Origin of the sequence: Cellulomonas sp. JZ18, from assembly GCF_009720485.1 — a bacterium.
Classification (GTDB): Bacteria; Actinomycetota; Actinomycetes; order Actinomycetales; family Cellulomonadaceae; genus Cellulomonas.
Genome location: NZ_CP045245.1, coordinates 2,945,893 through 2,960,847, shown reverse-complemented (window position 1 = coordinate 2,960,847; position 14,955 = coordinate 2,945,893). Strand labels below are relative to the sequence as shown.

Below are 14,955 nucleotides of genomic sequence, written 5' to 3'. Positions count from 1 at the left end.
CCCGGGGCGGTCGTGGACTACGAGGTCCACGATCGCCCTCACCAGCGCCGTCGGCCCTGGTCCCTGCCGGGTTCGCCGGGCTGCGCCGGCACTCCGGCGCGCATGGGAAGGAATGTGAAGATCGTCTCCGACCACATCGACGTCCCGCCGCTGCCCGGGGCGCCCGGGCGGGAGCGCCTGGCGCCCCGTGCGCTGGCCTACTTCCACGTCCGGTCCGTCCTGGAGGTGGTCCTCGTGGCCGTCGGGGTCGGTCTCGCCCTCCTCGCAGCGACGGGTTGGCGCCCGAGCGGCTGGGTGTTCGCGGCGCTCGTCGGCGTGACCGCCGTCGGGCTGGCCGTGGAGGTGCCCCTTCTGGACCGGCACAAGATGGCGACCACGTCCTACACGGTCGACCCGAACCTGGTGTACATCGCCCGTGGCCGGTGGTGGCGGCGCACCGTGAGCATCAGCACCGCACAGATCATCAACGTCGAGAGCGTGCAGGGTCCGATCCTGCGCCGGTTCGGGCTCGTCATGGTGCGGTTCACCTGCCTCGCGGACGTCGAGGCCCTGGGACCCCTCACCCCCGAGGTCGCGGAACGAGTCCGGGAGACGGTGCTCCGAGCCGCCCGCGGTGACGCGGATGGCTGACGCGGCGATGACGCCCGCGCAGCGGCTGCCTCGCGCCTACGTCGGCGCCGCGTACCTCGAGCGTGTCCCGGTGATCGTCGGGCTCCTGGGCGGAGGGGTGCTGTGCCTCCTGCGGCCGGATCGGTGGCCCGGGCCATGGGCGTGGGTGGTCATCGGGCCACTGGTCGTCCTGCGCCTGGCCGAGCCGCTGTACCGCATGGCGACAGTCCTCTGGGAGGCCTCCGAGCTCGACCTGCGACTGACGACCGGGCATGTCCACCGGCGCACACGGACGGTCCCGTGGTCGGAGGTCCGTGCACTCGACGTCCAGGTTCCGTGGGCCTACCGCCCTTTCGGCCTGGCTCGTGTCGTGGTCGGGCAGACGGGGGACGCGTCCGCGCAGCTGGTCCTCCCGGCCGCCGACGCCGGGACCCAGCAGCGGATCAAGCACCTCGCGCAGCAGGGCACTCGTCCTGCGGTAGCGGCGCGGGAGCCTGCCCGCGGCCCGGAGGCTGTCGACGGCAGGGAGGGCGTCGACATCACTGAGGCCGGCGATGCGGGCCCAGGGCGGCTCCTCTACCGCGCCACGCTCGCCGACCTGCTGCTCGCGACCCTGGTGTACGGCCAGTTCGCCGTCGCGGGCGGGGCGGTGGCCATGAGCGCGTGGGACCTGCTCGACACGGCCGGCCTCGGCGACGACGCCGGCCGTGTCTTCGGAGCGGCCGTCGGCGCCGCCGTTGTGCTGCTCGTCGTCGTGGTCGGCTTCGTCGTCACCGTGGTCCGGTTCGCCGGCTTCGAGGTGCGCACCTCCGCCGTCGGTGCGGTGGAGATCCGGTTCGGGTCGGTCGCACGCCTCGAGCGGTCGGTCGACCGTCGAGCGGTCGCCGGTGTCGTGCTGCAGCAGAACCTTGCCGAGAAGCTCTTCGGCCGCGTACGGCTCGCGCTGCTCACCACGGACTCCGCGGTCCAGCTGGGCGCGAACCTCGTGTTGCCGTCACTTCCGCCGGTCGTGGTGGCGCGAGTGCTGGATGACGTGCTCCCCGACGTGCCGACGTCGGAGGTGCTCGCCCGGATCGCCGAGCGGCGGCTGCGCTCGGCTGTTCAGGTGGCCCTCGTGACCGCCCTGCCTGCGGTGCTCGTCGCGCTGGCGCTGCGTGCGGCGTCCGCACCGCGCGCGCTCGTCGTCCTGGGGGCGCTCGCGGTGCTCGTCGCCGTGGTGGCGGCCGGGCGGCTGGCGTCGTCGCGGCTCGTGGTCGGCCCCGGCGCGTCGTCGGTGGCGCTGTGGACGTCGCACGTCTCGGATCGTGTCCGCGTGCTTCGCGCCGAGGCTGTCCATGTCGTGTCGCTGACCGCGCTGCTGGGCCTGCCCCTGCTCGTCCGTGCGTACTACCACGCCGGTATGCCACGCACGCTGACCGCCGTTCGGTTCCGCCCGTCCGAGCTCGAGTCGTTGCAGGCCGGCGCGGGTGCACGAGGCCTCGCGCAGGCGCGCGGTCGAAGAGCGTCGTCGAGAGGAGAAGTGCTGCCGTGATCGAGGTCGACGGGGTGTCGAAGCAGTACCCCGGCAAGCTGGCGTTGGACCGCGTGTCGTTCGAGGTACCCGACGGCGCCGTGACGGGTTTCGTCGGACCCAACGGTGCGGGGAAGTCGACCCTCCTGAAGATCGTCGCCGGGGTCGTCGAACCTACCGGTGGGTCGGTGCGCGTCGACGGCGCGCCGTACGCCGCGGCGTCCGACCCGGGCGCGGTGCTCGGCACGATGCTCTCCGCCGAGTGGATCCCGGGGCACGTCACCGCGGGCGCCTACCTGGGGTACGTCTGTGACGTACAGGGCGTGCCGCGGACGGAGATCGACCGAGCGCTCGAGCGTGTCGGACTGGCGGGCGAGCGGCGGCACCGCGTGCGCACGTTCTCGCTCGGGATGCGGCAACGCCTCGGCATCGCGGCTGCACTGCTCGGCAGCCCTCGGAACCTCGTCCTGGACGAGCCCGTCAACGGGCTCGACCCCGACGGGATCGTGTGGCTGCGGCGGGTCGTGACCGACGCCGCGCGCGCAGGTACGGCCGTGCTCCTCTCGTCCCACCTCATGAGCGAGCTGTCCATGGTGGCCGACGCCGTCGTGGTCCTCGTCGACGGGCGCGTCGTGCGCCAGGGGCCACTCGAGTCGCTCGTCGCCGGGCGGGAGCGGGTCGTCTACGTCGAGTCCGAGGACCTCGCCGAGGTCGTCGTCGCCCTCGACGTGGCCGGCTTCCGGCACGAGCCGTACGCCCAGGGCGCAGTCGTCCACGGTGCCTGCGCGCGCGACGTCGGTCGGGTCGCCTTCGCGACGTCCGCCGGCTTGTCCCACCTCAGCGTGCTGACCCGCACGCTCGAGGAGACGTACTTCGACGCCGTCGCGCAGACGGCGGGCGGCCAGGGAGGTCAGCGGTGAGCGCAGAGGCTGTCGCGCGCGCGAGGCGCGAGCAGGGGCTGGGGCAGGTGGTCGTCGCCGAGCTCCGCCGCGCCATGGCGGGTGGGGGGATGCGGACCAGCGCAGGGGTGGGGGTGGTGATCGGTGCCGCGGCCGGGTTCGGCACGTCGATGCTCGTCGGCTACTTCGCGCAGGGTGCCGAGGGCAGCTCGCTGTCCGTCACGCTGCCGATCGAGGTGGCCGCCGTCGTGTCCGCGCTGTGGATCGCGGTCGCGACCGTGCTGCACCTCGCGCGCGACCTCCCGAGCGGCATGCTGGCGACGTCCCTGCTGCTCGTCCCCGATCGGCGTCGTCTGCTGGTCGCCCGCCTCGCCGCGCCGACGGCGATCGGCGCCGTCGGCGCCCTTGCTGCCGCCGGGTTGCCCGCGGCGATCGGGCTCGTGCTGCACGGGTCGGTGCCGGGGGCTGTCGGCACCGCGATCCTGGGGCTCGTCGTCGCCGCGTGCGCGTCCGGGCTCTTCGCACTGTTCGCGGCGCTGACGGCGACCGTGGCTCGCCGGCCGACCTCCGCGGCACTCCTGTTCGTCGCGCTGACCCTGCTCGTGCCGCTCGCGCTGGCGGTCGTGCCCGTGGTGGCGCCGGCTGCGATGGCGACGGTGAGCGAGCGGGTGTCCTACGGCCTGCCGAGCTCGCTGTTGATGCAGGCCGCCGGCGCCTCCACGGTTCCCGCCACGGGGCTCGGCCGCGTGCTCCTGGGCTTCGCCGGCCTCGCGGCCTGGTGCGTTGCGGCAGCCGCGCTGGCCGTCCCGCTGTTCCGCCGCCAGGACTGCTGACGACTCCGCCTCAGTCGCGGCCTGCGTTCCTGCGCCGGTTCACCAGCGCGAAGGTGACACCCGCCGCGACGATGCCGGCGGCGACCGCGACGACCCCGCGCGCCACGGCGTTCAGGTCGCTCACCACGGCCAGCACCACGCTGACGAGGAGGATGACGACGAAGAGCGCGATGGTGGCGGCAGCGTCGGCGCGAGACTTCCCTGGCTCACTCATGGGCTCACCATAACGGTGCGTTCGGCGCATGTACCGCGAATCGGGCGCGCGCCACGTGTGCGCGGGGGCCCGGACCGGTCTGCCTGCGTCGTGCTCGAAGCCCTTCAGGGAGTGCGCAGGACGGCGAGCGGGTCGCGCAGCGCGGCCGCGAGCGCGGGCGGCATCGTCGCCGCGAGGGTGGCCAGGACTGCCAGGGTCGCCGTCGCAGCCGTGAAGGCGAGTGGGATCGGCGCGCCCCACGCGTTCGCGGCCATGCTCGCTGCTGCGCAGCCGGTCACGATGTCCGCCGTGACGGCGTAGAGGCTGCGCAGCAGCACCAGCGCCGTCAGCGCAGACCGGGAGCACCCCAGGGCCCGACGACGCCCGAGGGCAGCCCGTCGGATGAGGACGTCCGCCAGGACGACAACCGCCGTCAGGCCTGCCCCCGCCCCGATCGCGAGGACGAGCATCTGACGGCCGTAGGCTCCCAGGTCGGCTCTCAGCTGACCTTGGAGCTGAGCGAGCGTCGCTGGGGAGTCGACGCTCAGCGCGTCGGCCGGTGCCGCCACCAGGGACAGGAGAAGCTGCTCGGCAGGAGCCACCTGCTCCTCGGACAGCTCGGCGACGTCGGTGACTCCCGCCCCTCCGGTCGGGCTGGCCCCGGGACGCCGCGAGCCGCCCTGCTCGCGGGAGCAGGACGGCTCGTGGCGCTGGTGCGCCCGAAAGGATTCGAACCTTCGACCTTCTGCTCCGGAGGCAGACGCTCTATCCGCTGAGCTACGGGCGCGCGGCGTGCGCCGGCACGAGGCCGTCGACGCGATCCCCGAGACTACCAGCACGCTGGCGTGCTACGTCACGACGACGCCGGCTCAGCGGTCGCCGACGAGCGCGGACAGGTACCCGGACGTCTCGGCCACGGCCCGCGCCTCGTCCCCGGCGACGATCGCCTCGACGAGTCCGTCGTGCGAGTCGTGCCCGTGCGCGTCGGTGACGAAGTTGAACCGGATGTTCTCGCCGATCGCGTCGAGCAGGTTGTCGTAGAGCGAGCGCAGGACGGGGTTGCCGGCGGTGCGCACGATCGTGCGGTGCAGCGCGAGGTCGGTCGCGACCATGCGGTCGAGGTCCCCGGCCCGGTACGCGTCGGCGCGCGCGTCGCGGTGCCGCAGCAGCTCGGAGACGTCGGTCGCCGTGCGCCGGTGCGCCGCCAGGCGTGCCGCCTCGATCTCGAGCGCCCGGCGCACCTCGACGACGTCGCGCTGGCGCGCGTCCGCGATCTGCCGGCTCATCGTGACCGCGAGCTCGGACGCCGACAGCACGTACGTCCCGGAGCCCTGCCGGCGCTCGAGCAGGCCGGCGTGCACGAGCGACTGCACGGCCTCGCGGACGGTGTTGCGGCCGACCCCGAGCAGCTCCACGAGCGCGGGCTCGGGCGGGATCCGCGAGCCGACCGGCCACTGCCCGGAGGCGATGCGGGACCGGAGCGCGTCGACGGCGGTGTCGATGAGTCCGGTGCGACGCGCCATCGGCGGCGGCCTCCTCGTGGGGGTGCGGACGGGAGCCGACGACGGCGCCGGCGGGGGACCCGGAGGTGTGGGGTTGCAGTCAACACGTCCGACCGGGCGCAGACCAGACCCCCGTCCGGGGGGCCGCCCGGGCGTGCCCCGCGTCACCGTCCGCCGGGGGCGAACCGGCTCGGGTCCGGTCGGACGCCCTCGGTAGGATCCGGGGGTGACTCCCGACCAGCTCGCCGACGCCCTGCGCGGCGCCCTCGTGCACGCCGTCGACGACGGCACGTTCGCCCTCGACCCGGCGGCGGTCCCGGACCGTGTGCACCTCGAGCGCCCCCGGCAGCGCGAGCACGGGGACTGGGCGACGAACGTCGCGCTGCAGCTGGCGAAGAAGGCCGGCACGAACCCCCGCGCGTTCGCGGAGGAGCTGGCGCGCCGGCTCGCGGACGTGCCGGGCGTGGCCGCGGTCGAGGTCGCTGGCCCGGGGTTCCTCAACATCCGCCTCGACGCCGCCGCCGCGGGCGAGCTGGCGCGCTCGGTCGTCGAGCAGGGCACCGCCTACGGGCGCAACGCGTCGTTCGACGGCGTCAGGGTCAACCTCGAGTTCGTCTCGGCGAACCCGACGGGGCCGATCCACATCGGCGGCGTCCGCTGGGCGGCCGTCGGCGACAGCCTCGCCCGCGTCCTCGAGGCGTCGGGTGCCCAGGTCACGCGCGAGTACTACTTCAACGACCACGGCGCGCAGATCGACCGGTTCGCGCGCTCGCTGCTCGCGCGGGCCCGCGGCGAGGAGGCGCCCGAGGACGGCTACGGCGGCCAGTACATCGCCGACATCGCCGAGCGGATCCTCGCCGACGCGGCCGCGGCGGGGGAGCCCGACCCGCGCACGCTCGACGACGCGGCGGCGGTGGAGGCGTTCCGCGCCCGCGGCGTCGAGCTCATGTTCGACGAGATCAAGGCGTCGCTGCGCGAGTTCGGCGTCGAGTTCGACGTCTACTTCCACGAGGACTCGCTGCACGAGTCGGGCGCCGTCGAGCGGGCGATCGCACGGCTGCGCGCGTCCGGCCACATGTACGAGGCCGACGGTGCCACGTGGCTGCGCACGACCGACTTCGGCGACGACAAGGACCGCGTCGTCATCAAGTCCGACGGCCAGGCCGCCTACATCGCGGGCGACATCGCGTACTACCTCGACAAGCGCGAGCGCGGCTTCGACCGCGTCGTCATCATGCTCGGCTCCGACCACCACGGGTACGTGGGCCGCATGATGGCCGTCTGCGCGGCGTTCGGCGACACCCCGCACGTGCACCTCGAGCTGCTCATCGGGCAGCTCGTCAACCTCGTCAAGGACGGGCAGCCGGTGCGCATGAGCAAGCGCGCGGGCACGGTCGTGACCATCGACGACCTCGTCGACGCCGTCGGCGTGGACGCCGCCCGGTACGCGCTCGCGCGCTCCTCGAGCGACCAGCAGATCGACCTCGACCTCGACCTGCTCACGCGTGCGACGAACGAGAACCCCGTCTACTACGTGCAGTACGCGCACGCGCGCACGGCTGCCGTCGCCCGCAACGCCGCCGAGGCGGGCGTGCGCCGCGAGGACGGGTTCGACGCGTCGCTGCTCGACCACGAGTCGGAGTCGGTCCTGCTCGGCCTGCTCGCGGACTTCCCGCGCGTCGTGGCCCAGGCCGCGGAGCTGCGCGAGCCGCACCGCGTCGCGCGCTACGCCGAGGACGTCGCCGGCGCGTACCACAAGTGGTACGACCAGAAGCGCCGCGTCGTGCCGTTCGGCGACGAGGAGCTCACCGACGCGCACCGCACGCGCCTGTGGCTCAACGACGCCACGCGCCAGGTGCTCGCGAACGCCCTCGCGCTGCTCGGCGTGAGCGCGCCGGAGCGGATGTGAGCGCCGCCCCCGCCGCACCCTGGTCGACCGGTGCGCGGCGCGGCGACGACGGCGCCCTGGCCGTCGCGGGCGTCGACGTGCACGCGCTCGCGGCCGAGCACGGCACGCCCGCGTACGTGCTCGACGAGGCCGACCTGCGTGCGCGCGCCCGGGCGTACCGGGAGGCGTTCGAGGCGGCCGCCGCGCGCGCCGGCACGCGCGTGGACGTCTACTACGCCGGCAAGGCGTTCCTCTCCCGGGCCGTCGCGCGCTGGGTGCACGACGAGGGCCTGGGCGTCGACACGGCCAGCGGCGGGGAGCTCGCGGTCGCGCTCGCGGCCGGCGTCCCGGGCGCGCACGTCGGGCTGCACGGGAACAACAAGTCGGACGGCGAGCTGCACGCGGCCCTGGACGCCGGCGTCGGCCGGATCATCGTCGACTCGCTCGTCGAGGTGGACCGCCTCGCCGACCTCGTCGCCGCGCGCCGTGCCGACGGGCGCGACACCCCCGCCGCGCCCGTGATGGTGCGCGTGACGACCGGGGTGCACGCCGGGGGGCACGAGTTCATCTCCACCGCGCACGAGGACCAGAAGTTCGGGCTGTCCGTCGCACCCGGCCCGGACGGCGGCGACAGCCCCGCGCTGACGGCGCTGCTGCGCGTGCTCGCGCGGCCCGAGCTGCACCTGCTCGGCCTCCACTCGCACATCGGCTCGCAGATCCTCGACGCCTCCGGCTTCGCGGCCGCCGCGCACCGGGTGCTCGCGCTGCGCGCCGAGCTGGCCGCGCGGTCCGGCGTCCTCGTGGAGGAGGTCGACCTCGGCGGCGGGTACGGCATCGCGTACCTGCCCGGTGACGAGGCGGTCGACCCCGTGCGCGTCGCGGACGAGGTCGTCGGGGCCGTGGCCGCCGCGGCGCAGGAGCTCGGCACCGACGTGCCGCGCCTGTCGATCGAGCCCGGCCGCGCGATCGTCGGCCCCGCCGGCCTCACGCTGTACCGGGTCGGGACCGTGAAGCCCGTGCGGCTCGACGACGGCCGCGTGCGCACGTACGTGTCGGTCGACGGCGGCATGAGCGACAACATCCGTCCCGCCCTGTACGGCGCGGCGTACCACGCGGAGGTCGTCGGCCGCGCGTCGGACGCCGAGCCGGTGCTCGCGCGCGTCGTCGGCAAGCACTGCGAGAGCGGCGACATCGTGGTGCACGAGGTGCGGCTGCCGGGCGACGTGCGGGCGGGCGACCTGCTCGCGGTCCCCGCCACGGGCGCGTACGGCCGGGCGATGGCCTCGAACTACAACATGCTCACGCGCCCGCCCGTCGTCGCCGTGCGCGACGGCGCCTCCCGTGTGCTCGTGCGGCGCGAGACCGTCGAGGACCTGCTCGCCCTCGACGTCTGCCCGGACTGAGCCGGCCGCCCTGGACACCCGGACGGGCCCGCGCGCGGCACCCCTATCCTGAGGACCGCCCGGGCCGGGCCACGCCCGCCCGCGCGTCCGGGGCGCACCCGCGTCCGTCCCGTCCGACCACCGAGAGGCAGCAGACGTGCCGCACCCGTCGTCCGCCCACCCGTCCCTGCGCGTCGCCGTCCTCGGCTGCGGCGTCGTCGGCACGGAGGTCGTGCGCCGCCTGGTGACGGAGGCGGACGAGCTCGCCGCCCGCGTCGGCGCGCCGCTCGAGCTCGTGGGCGTGGCCGTGCGCGACGTCGACGCGCCGCGCGACCCCGTGGTGGACCGCGCGCTGCTGACCGCGGACGCCTCCGCCCTCGTCGAGAAGGCCGACGTCGTCGTGGAGCTGATGGGCGGCGTCGAGCCGGCGCGCGCCCTGCTGCTGCGGGCCGTCGAGCACGGCGCGTCGGTCGTCACCGCGAACAAGGCCCTGCTCGCCCAGGACGGTCCGACGCTGTACGCGGCGGCGGACGCCGCGGGCGTCGACCTGTACTTCGAGGCCGCGGTGGCCGGGGCGATCCCCATCGTGCGCCCGGTGCGCGAGTCCCTCGCGGGCGACACGGTGCAGCGCGTGCTCGGCATCGTCAACGGCACGACCAACTACGTGCTCGACCGCATGGCCACGGACGACCTGGACCTCGACGCGGCGGTGCGCGAGGCGCAGGCGCTGGGCTACGCGGAGGCCGACCCGACCGCCGACGTCGAGGGGTACGACGCCGCCGCGAAGGCCGCGATCCTCGCCTCGCTCGCGTTCCACACCCGCGTCGGGCTCGACGACGTGGACCGCACCGGCATCACGGGCGTGACCGCCGAGGACGTCGCGTGGGCCGCCCGCACCGGGCACGTCGTGAAGCTGCTCGCGGTCGCCGAGCGCGCCGCCGACGGTGCCGGTGTGCTCGTCCGCGTGCACCCCGCCCTGGTGCCGGCCGCCCACCCGCTCGCCGGTGTGCGCGGTGCGTACAACGCGGTGTTCGTCGAGGCCGAGGCCGCGGGCGAGCTCATGTTCTACGGCCGCGGGGCGGGCGGTGCGCCGACCTCCTCCGCGGTGCTCGGTGACCTGGTGTCCGTCGCGCGCCACCGCGTGCTGGGCGGCAAGGGGCCGGTCGAGTCGTCGTACGCCGCGCTGCCCGTCCTCGACGCGGGGGACGCCCGCACGCGCTGCCAGGTCCGCCTCGAGGTCGCCGACCGGCCGGGCGTGCTCGCACGCGTCGCGGCCGAGCTCGCCGCGCAGGACGTGTCGATCGAGGCCGTGCGCCAGACGCCGCCCGCCGACGCGGACGCGGACGGCGTCGCGACGCTCGTCATCACGACGCACACGGCCCCGGAGCGCGCGCTGCGCGCGACCGTCGAGGCCGTCGCCGCGCTCGACGTGGTGCACCGCGTGGTGTCCGTCCTGCCCGTGCTCTGACCCTCCGCACCTGCGAGCCCCCGACAGCGACCGGGGGAGAACCGAGGACCGTCCATGGCCCACCAGTGGCGCGGCGTCATCGCCGAGTACGCCGACCGCCTGCCCGCCCACGTCCAGGAGCGGGTCGTCACGCTCGGCGAGGGCGGCACGCCCCTCGTGCCGGCGCCGGTGCTGTCGCAGCGCACGGGCGCCGAGGTGTTCCTCAAGGTCGAGGGGATGAACCCCACCGGGTCGTTCAAGGACCGCGGCATGACGACCGCGATGTCGGCCGCGGCCGCGCGCGGCGCGCAGGCCGTCGTGTGCGCGTCGACGGGCAACACGTCCGCGTCGGCGGCGGCGTACGCCACCCGCGCCGGCATGCTGTGCGCGGTGCTCGTGCCGGACGGCAAGATCGCGATGGGCAAGCTCTCGCAGGCCATCGCCCACGGCGCACGGCTGCTGCAGGTCGACGGCAACTTCGACGACTGCCTGATCGCCGCGCGCAAGCTCGCCGAGGCGTACCCGGTCGAGCTCGTGAACTCGGTCAACCCCGACCGGATCGAGGGGCAGAAGACCGCCGCGTTCGAGGTCGTCGACGCGCTGGGCGACGCGCCCGACGTGCACGTCCTGCCCGTCGGCAACGCGGGCAACATCACCGCGTACTGGAAGGGGTACCGCGAGTACGCGGGCCTCGACGCGGGGGCGTCCCTGCCCGCCGTGGCGACGCGCACGCCGGTCATGTGGGGCTACCAGGCCGCGGGCGCCGCGCCGATCGTCGCGGGGCACCCGATCGACCACCCCGAGACCATCGCGACGGCGATCCGGATCGGGAACCCGGCGTCCTGGCAGCAGGCCGAGGAGGCCCGCGACGTGTCCGGCGGTGTCATCGCCGCGGTCACCGACGAGCAGATCCTCGCCGCGCACCGCGTGCTGTCCGCCGAGGTCGGCGTCTTCGTCGAGCCGGCGTCCGCGGCGGGCGTCGCCGGTCTGCTCGCGCGCGCCGAGGCGGGCGAGGTGCCCGCCGGTGCCCGCGTCGTCGTCACGGTGACGGGGCACGGGCTCAAGGACCCGCAGTGGGCCCTGCGCACCGCGGACGGCGGCGAGGTCGTGCCCGTGCGCGTCTCGGCGGACGTCGTCTCGATCGCCGACGCGCTGGGCCTGGGCTGAGCCGTGCGTCTGCGCGCGGCGCACGTGCGGGTGCGCGTCCCCGCCACGTCCGCGAACCTCGGGCCCGGTTTCGACGCGCTCGGCATGGCCCTGGCCCTGCACGACGAGCTCGAGGTGCGGGCCGTCGCGTCCCCCGGTGCGCGCGTCGAGGTCGAGGGGGAGGGCGCCGGTGAGGTGCCGGACGACGAGCGGCACCTGGTCGTGCGTGCGCTGCGCGCCGCGCTCGACCACGTCGGCGCGCCGCAGACCGGTCTGCACCTGCGCTGCCGCAACCGGATCCCGCACGGGCGCGGGCTCGGCTCGTCGGCCGCGGCCGTCGTGGCCGGGGTGCTCGCGGCGCGCGGGCTCGTCGACGACCCCGACGTGCTGGGCGACGACGACGCGCTCGCGCTCGCCACGCTGCTCGAGGGCCACCCGGACAACGCGGCCCCCGCGCTGCTGGGCGGGCTGACCCTCGCGTGGACGGCGGACGGCGGTGCCGGCGGCGAGGGCGTCCGTGCGGCCCGCCTGCCCGTGCACCCCGACGTCGCGCCGGTCGCCGTGGTGCCTGCGCAGCACCTGTCGACGCACGCCGCGCGCGGCGTCCTGCCGGCGCAGGTGCCGCACGGGGACGCCGCCTGGCAGGCGGGGCGCGCGGCGCTCCTGGTCGAGGCGCTCGGCCGGCGGCCCGACCTCCTGCTGGACGCGACGGGGGACCGGCTGCACCAGGGCTACCGCCGTGCGGTCATGCCGGAGTCGCTCGCGCTGGTCGACGCCCTGCGCACGCGCGGCGTGGCGGCGGTGGTGTCCGGCGCGGGGCCGACGGTGCTGGCCCTCGCGCGGCGCACCGACGCCCCGGGCGGTGCCGGGCAGGACGGCCTGCCGACCGACGCCGACGCGGCGGTCGCCGACGCGTTCGGCGGCGTCATGGCCGGCTGGCGCGTCCTGCGGCTGGCGGTGGACCCCGGCGGCGCGACGGTGCGCACGCTGCTCGACTGACGCCGCCACCCGGGCCCGTGCGCCGGGGTCACCCGTGGGGCGGGCTCACCCGCGAAGGGCGCGGTGGTAGCATCGAGCCGTTCCCCCGGACCTCGTCCTCCGGCCCCCTGTGGCTCGACTGCGGAACCTCGACTCCCGGAACACGACCCCACGCCACCCGGCCCCGCTGCGGTGCCGACGGTCGCCCGGACGTCGCCGCGATCGGCGCCAGACGGTCGAACGAGTCGACGACGAGGGGGACGTCCCGCCCGCGTGAGCAGACGCCGTCGTACGCGGCGCGCGTGGCACACCGCCGTCCGACCGCAGCGGCCGGACGCAGACCCCCGCCCGGGAGGACCGGGAGGGGCCCCGCCGAGGGGGAAGGATCCTTCGTGACAGACACCATCGACGCCGCGGCGACCACCGGCACCATCTCCGCGATGCGGCTGCCGGAGCTCCAGGCGCTGGCCGTGCAGCTCGGCGTCAAGGGCACGAGCAAGATGCGCAAGGGTGACCTCGTGCAGGCGATCTCCGCCGCGCGATCGGGCGACCGTCCCGCCGCGAGCGCGCCGTCGGCGCCCGCCGCCGAGGCCGGCGCCACCGCCTCGCGCACCGAGGACGACGGCGCGCAGGCGCCCGCCCGCGCACCGCGCCGTGAGCGCGCCCCCCGTGCCGAGCGGGTCCGCGCCGAGCGGCCGCAGGGTGAGGACGCCGCGCCCGCCGACGCGCCGCAGGCCGACGCCCCCCGCACGGACGCGGCGACCGCCGCCGCGCCGGCCGGTGCCGGCGCCACGCCGACCGACGCGCCGCCGGCGGAGCCGCGGCAGGCCCGGCGCACCCGGGGCGACCGCTCCGAGCAGGGTGAGGACGACCGCCCGGCGCGCGGCGACCGTGACGCGCTCGCCGGCCTCGAGGCCGCGCTGGACGCGCGCATGGGTGCCGGCGACGAGCGCGACGACCGCGCCCGCGCCGGCGAGAGCGGCGGGCGCCGCTCGCGTCGCGCCGGCCGTGACGCCGGGGCGCCCGTCGACGCCGCACCGCGCGAGGAGCAGGGCGAGCGCCCCGCGGATCTGCGGCGTGGCGACCGTCCGCAGCAGGTGCGCGACGCCCAGCCGGCGCAGCAGGAGCGCGCCGACCGGCAGGGCCGGCCGGACCGTGACGACCGCCAGGACGAGGGCGACGAGCGCGGTGGCCGCCGGCGCCGCTCGCGCGACCGGTACCGCGAGCGCGACCGCAAGCGCGGCCGCGGCCGTGGCCAGGGCGAGCTGGCGGGTCTCGACGAGGTCGAGCTCGACGAGGACGACGTCCTGCTGCCCGTCGCGGGCGTGCTCGACGTGCTCGAGTCCTACGCCTTCGTGCGCACCTCCGGCTACCTGCCCGGTCCGGGCGACGTCTACGTCTCGCTCAACCAGGTGAAGAAGTACGGCCTGCGCCGCGGCGACGCCGTCGCCGGGGCGGTGCGCCAGCCGCGCGAGGGCGACCCGCAGCCGCAGGGCAACCGCCCGAGCAAGTTCAACGCGCTCGTGCGGCTCGACTCGGTCAACGGCATGAGCCCGGAGGAGGCGCGCCAGCGCCCGGAGTTCACCAAGCTCACGCCGCTGTACCCGCAGGAGCGCCTGCGCCTGGAGACCGAGCCGGGCCGGCTCACGCCCCGCGTCATCGACATCGTCGCCCCCATCGGCAAGGGCCAGCGCGGCCTCATCGTCGCGCCGCCCAAGGCGGGCAAGACGATCGTCATGCAGCAGATCGCGAACGCGATCACCGCGAACAACCCCGAGGTCCACCTCATGGTCGTGCTCGTCGACGAGCGCCCCGAGGAGGTCACGGACATGCAGCGGACGGTGAAGGGCGAGGTCATCGCCTCGACCTTCGACCGGCCCGCGTCCGACCACACGATCGTCGCCGAGCTCGCGATCGAGCGGGCCAAGCGCCTGGTGGAGCTCGGCCAGGACGTCGTCGTGCTGCTCGACTCGCTGACCCGCCTCTCGCGGGCCTACAACCTGGCCGCGCCGGCGTCCGGGCGCATCCTGTCCGGTGGTGTGGACGCCTCGGCGCTCTACCCGCCGAAGCGGTTCTTCGGCGCCGCGCGCAACATCGAGCACGGCGGCTCCCTGACGATCCTCGCCTCGGCCCTGGTCGAGACGGGGTCGAAGATGGACGAGGTCATCTTCGAGGAGTTCAAGGGCACCGGGAACATGGAGCTGCGCCTGTCGCGCCAGCTCGCCGACAAGCGCATCTTCCCGGCGGTGGACGTGAACGCGTCCGGCACCCGCCGCGAGGAGGTGCTCATGAGCGGCGACGAGCTGAAGATCGTCTACAAGCTGCGCCGCGTCCTCGGCGCGCTGGACCAGCAGCAGGCGATCGAGCTGCTGCTCGGCAAGCTGCGCGAGACGAAGTCGAACGTCGAGTTCCTGCTCCAGGTGCAGAAGACGACGCCGGGCACCAACGGCCACGGGCTCGAGGAGGGCGTGGGCAAGGTCGTCTGACCGCTCGCCGCCGGGGGCGCCGGGATGATTTCGGCGCCCCGCGGCGTTCTGGCACAATGGTCCGCTGGTCTGCGGTTCACCG

At 75.4% G+C, this 14,955-nt stretch carries 13 protein-coding genes and 1 tRNA gene; 10 read left to right on the top strand and 4 right to left on the bottom strand.

From position 1 onward, the window contains the following. Positions 1-102 precede the first annotated feature (102 nt). Genes GC089_RS13385 through GC089_RS13370 form a run of 4 tightly spaced genes read left to right on the top strand, consistent with a single transcriptional unit; the run spans position 103 to position 3,851 of the window. The gene (locus tag GC089_RS13385) at positions 103-630 is read left to right on the top strand and encodes a PH domain-containing protein (protein WP_155378074.1); all 528 of its coding nucleotides are present in this window, start codon (positions 103-105) and stop codon (positions 628-630) included. Next, positions 623-2,140 carry a PH domain-containing protein gene (locus GC089_RS13380; RefSeq protein ID WP_155378073.1) on the top strand — a complete coding sequence of 506 codons (1,518 nt, stop codon included), beginning with the start codon at positions 623-625 and terminating at the stop codon, positions 2,138-2,140. Before GC089_RS13385 ends, GC089_RS13380 begins: the two co-directional genes overlap by 8 nt. Beyond that, the gene (locus GC089_RS13375; protein ID WP_196250705.1) at positions 2,137-3,039 is read left to right on the top strand and encodes an ATP-binding cassette domain-containing protein; all 903 of its coding nucleotides are present in this window, start codon (positions 2,137-2,139) and stop codon (positions 3,037-3,039) included. The genes GC089_RS13380 and GC089_RS13375 overlap by 4 nt, the downstream gene beginning before the upstream one ends. Then, positions 3,036-3,851: a hypothetical protein gene (locus GC089_RS13370; protein WP_155378071.1), complete on the top strand. Its 816-nt coding sequence runs from the start codon at positions 3,036-3,038 to the stop codon at positions 3,849-3,851. The genes GC089_RS13375 and GC089_RS13370 overlap by 4 nt, the downstream gene beginning before the upstream one ends. A 10-nt stretch (positions 3,852-3,861) precedes the next feature. On the opposite strand, the gene GC089_RS13365 is transcribed toward GC089_RS13370, so the two are convergent. From GC089_RS13365 to GC089_RS13350, 4 genes are all read right to left on the bottom strand, one after another. After that, on the bottom strand, positions 3,862-4,065 hold the full coding sequence (locus GC089_RS13365; protein WP_155378070.1) for a hypothetical protein: 204 nt from the start codon (positions 4,063-4,065) through the stop codon (positions 3,862-3,864). Positions 4,066-4,169: 104 nt separating this feature from the next. Beyond that, positions 4,170-4,514, bottom strand: a complete 345-nt coding sequence (locus GC089_RS13360) for a hypothetical protein (RefSeq protein WP_155378069.1) — start codon at positions 4,512-4,514, stop codon at positions 4,170-4,172. Positions 4,515-4,755: 241 nt separating this feature from the next. Then, positions 4,756-4,831: transfer RNA gene (locus GC089_RS13355), tRNA-Arg, on the bottom strand. A gap of 82 nt (positions 4,832-4,913) precedes the next feature. Beyond that, on the bottom strand, positions 4,914-5,567 hold the full coding sequence (locus GC089_RS13350; RefSeq protein WP_155378068.1) for a FadR/GntR family transcriptional regulator: 654 nt from the start codon (positions 5,565-5,567) through the stop codon (positions 4,914-4,916). 205 nt (positions 5,568-5,772) lie between these two features. Here GC089_RS13350 and argS point away from each other — a divergent pair, with 205 nt between their 5' ends. The 6 genes from argS (at position 5,773) to rho (ending at position 14,873) form a co-directional block, all read left to right on the top strand. Then, positions 5,773-7,455 carry an arginine--tRNA ligase gene (gene argS, locus GC089_RS13345; RefSeq protein ID WP_155378067.1) on the top strand — a complete coding sequence of 561 codons (1,683 nt, stop codon included), beginning with the start codon at positions 5,773-5,775 and terminating at the stop codon, positions 7,453-7,455. Then, entirely contained in the window at positions 7,452-8,837 is a 1,386-nt protein-coding gene (lysA, locus tag GC089_RS13340) for a diaminopimelate decarboxylase (protein WP_155378066.1), read from the top strand. Before argS ends, lysA begins: the two co-directional genes overlap by 4 nt. Positions 8,838-8,973: 136 nt before the next feature. Further along, complete coding sequence (locus GC089_RS13335) at positions 8,974-10,284, top strand: homoserine dehydrogenase (RefSeq protein WP_155378065.1); 1,311 nt, start codon at positions 8,974-8,976, stop codon at positions 10,282-10,284. A gap of 54 nt (positions 10,285-10,338) precedes the next feature. Further along, complete coding sequence (gene thrC / locus GC089_RS13330) at positions 10,339-11,430, top strand: threonine synthase (RefSeq protein ID WP_155378064.1); 1,092 nt, start codon at positions 10,339-10,341, stop codon at positions 11,428-11,430. A 3-nt stretch (positions 11,431-11,433) separates the two neighbouring features. Next, positions 11,434-12,408, top strand: a complete 975-nt coding sequence (gene thrB / locus GC089_RS13325) for a homoserine kinase (protein ID WP_155378063.1) — start codon at positions 11,434-11,436, stop codon at positions 12,406-12,408. Positions 12,409-12,779: 371 nt separating this feature from the next. Next, on the top strand, positions 12,780-14,873 hold the full coding sequence (gene rho, locus GC089_RS13320) for a transcription termination factor Rho (protein WP_155378062.1): 2,094 nt from the start codon (positions 12,780-12,782) through the stop codon (positions 14,871-14,873). The last annotated feature ends 82 nt before the right edge of the window (positions 14,874-14,955 follow it).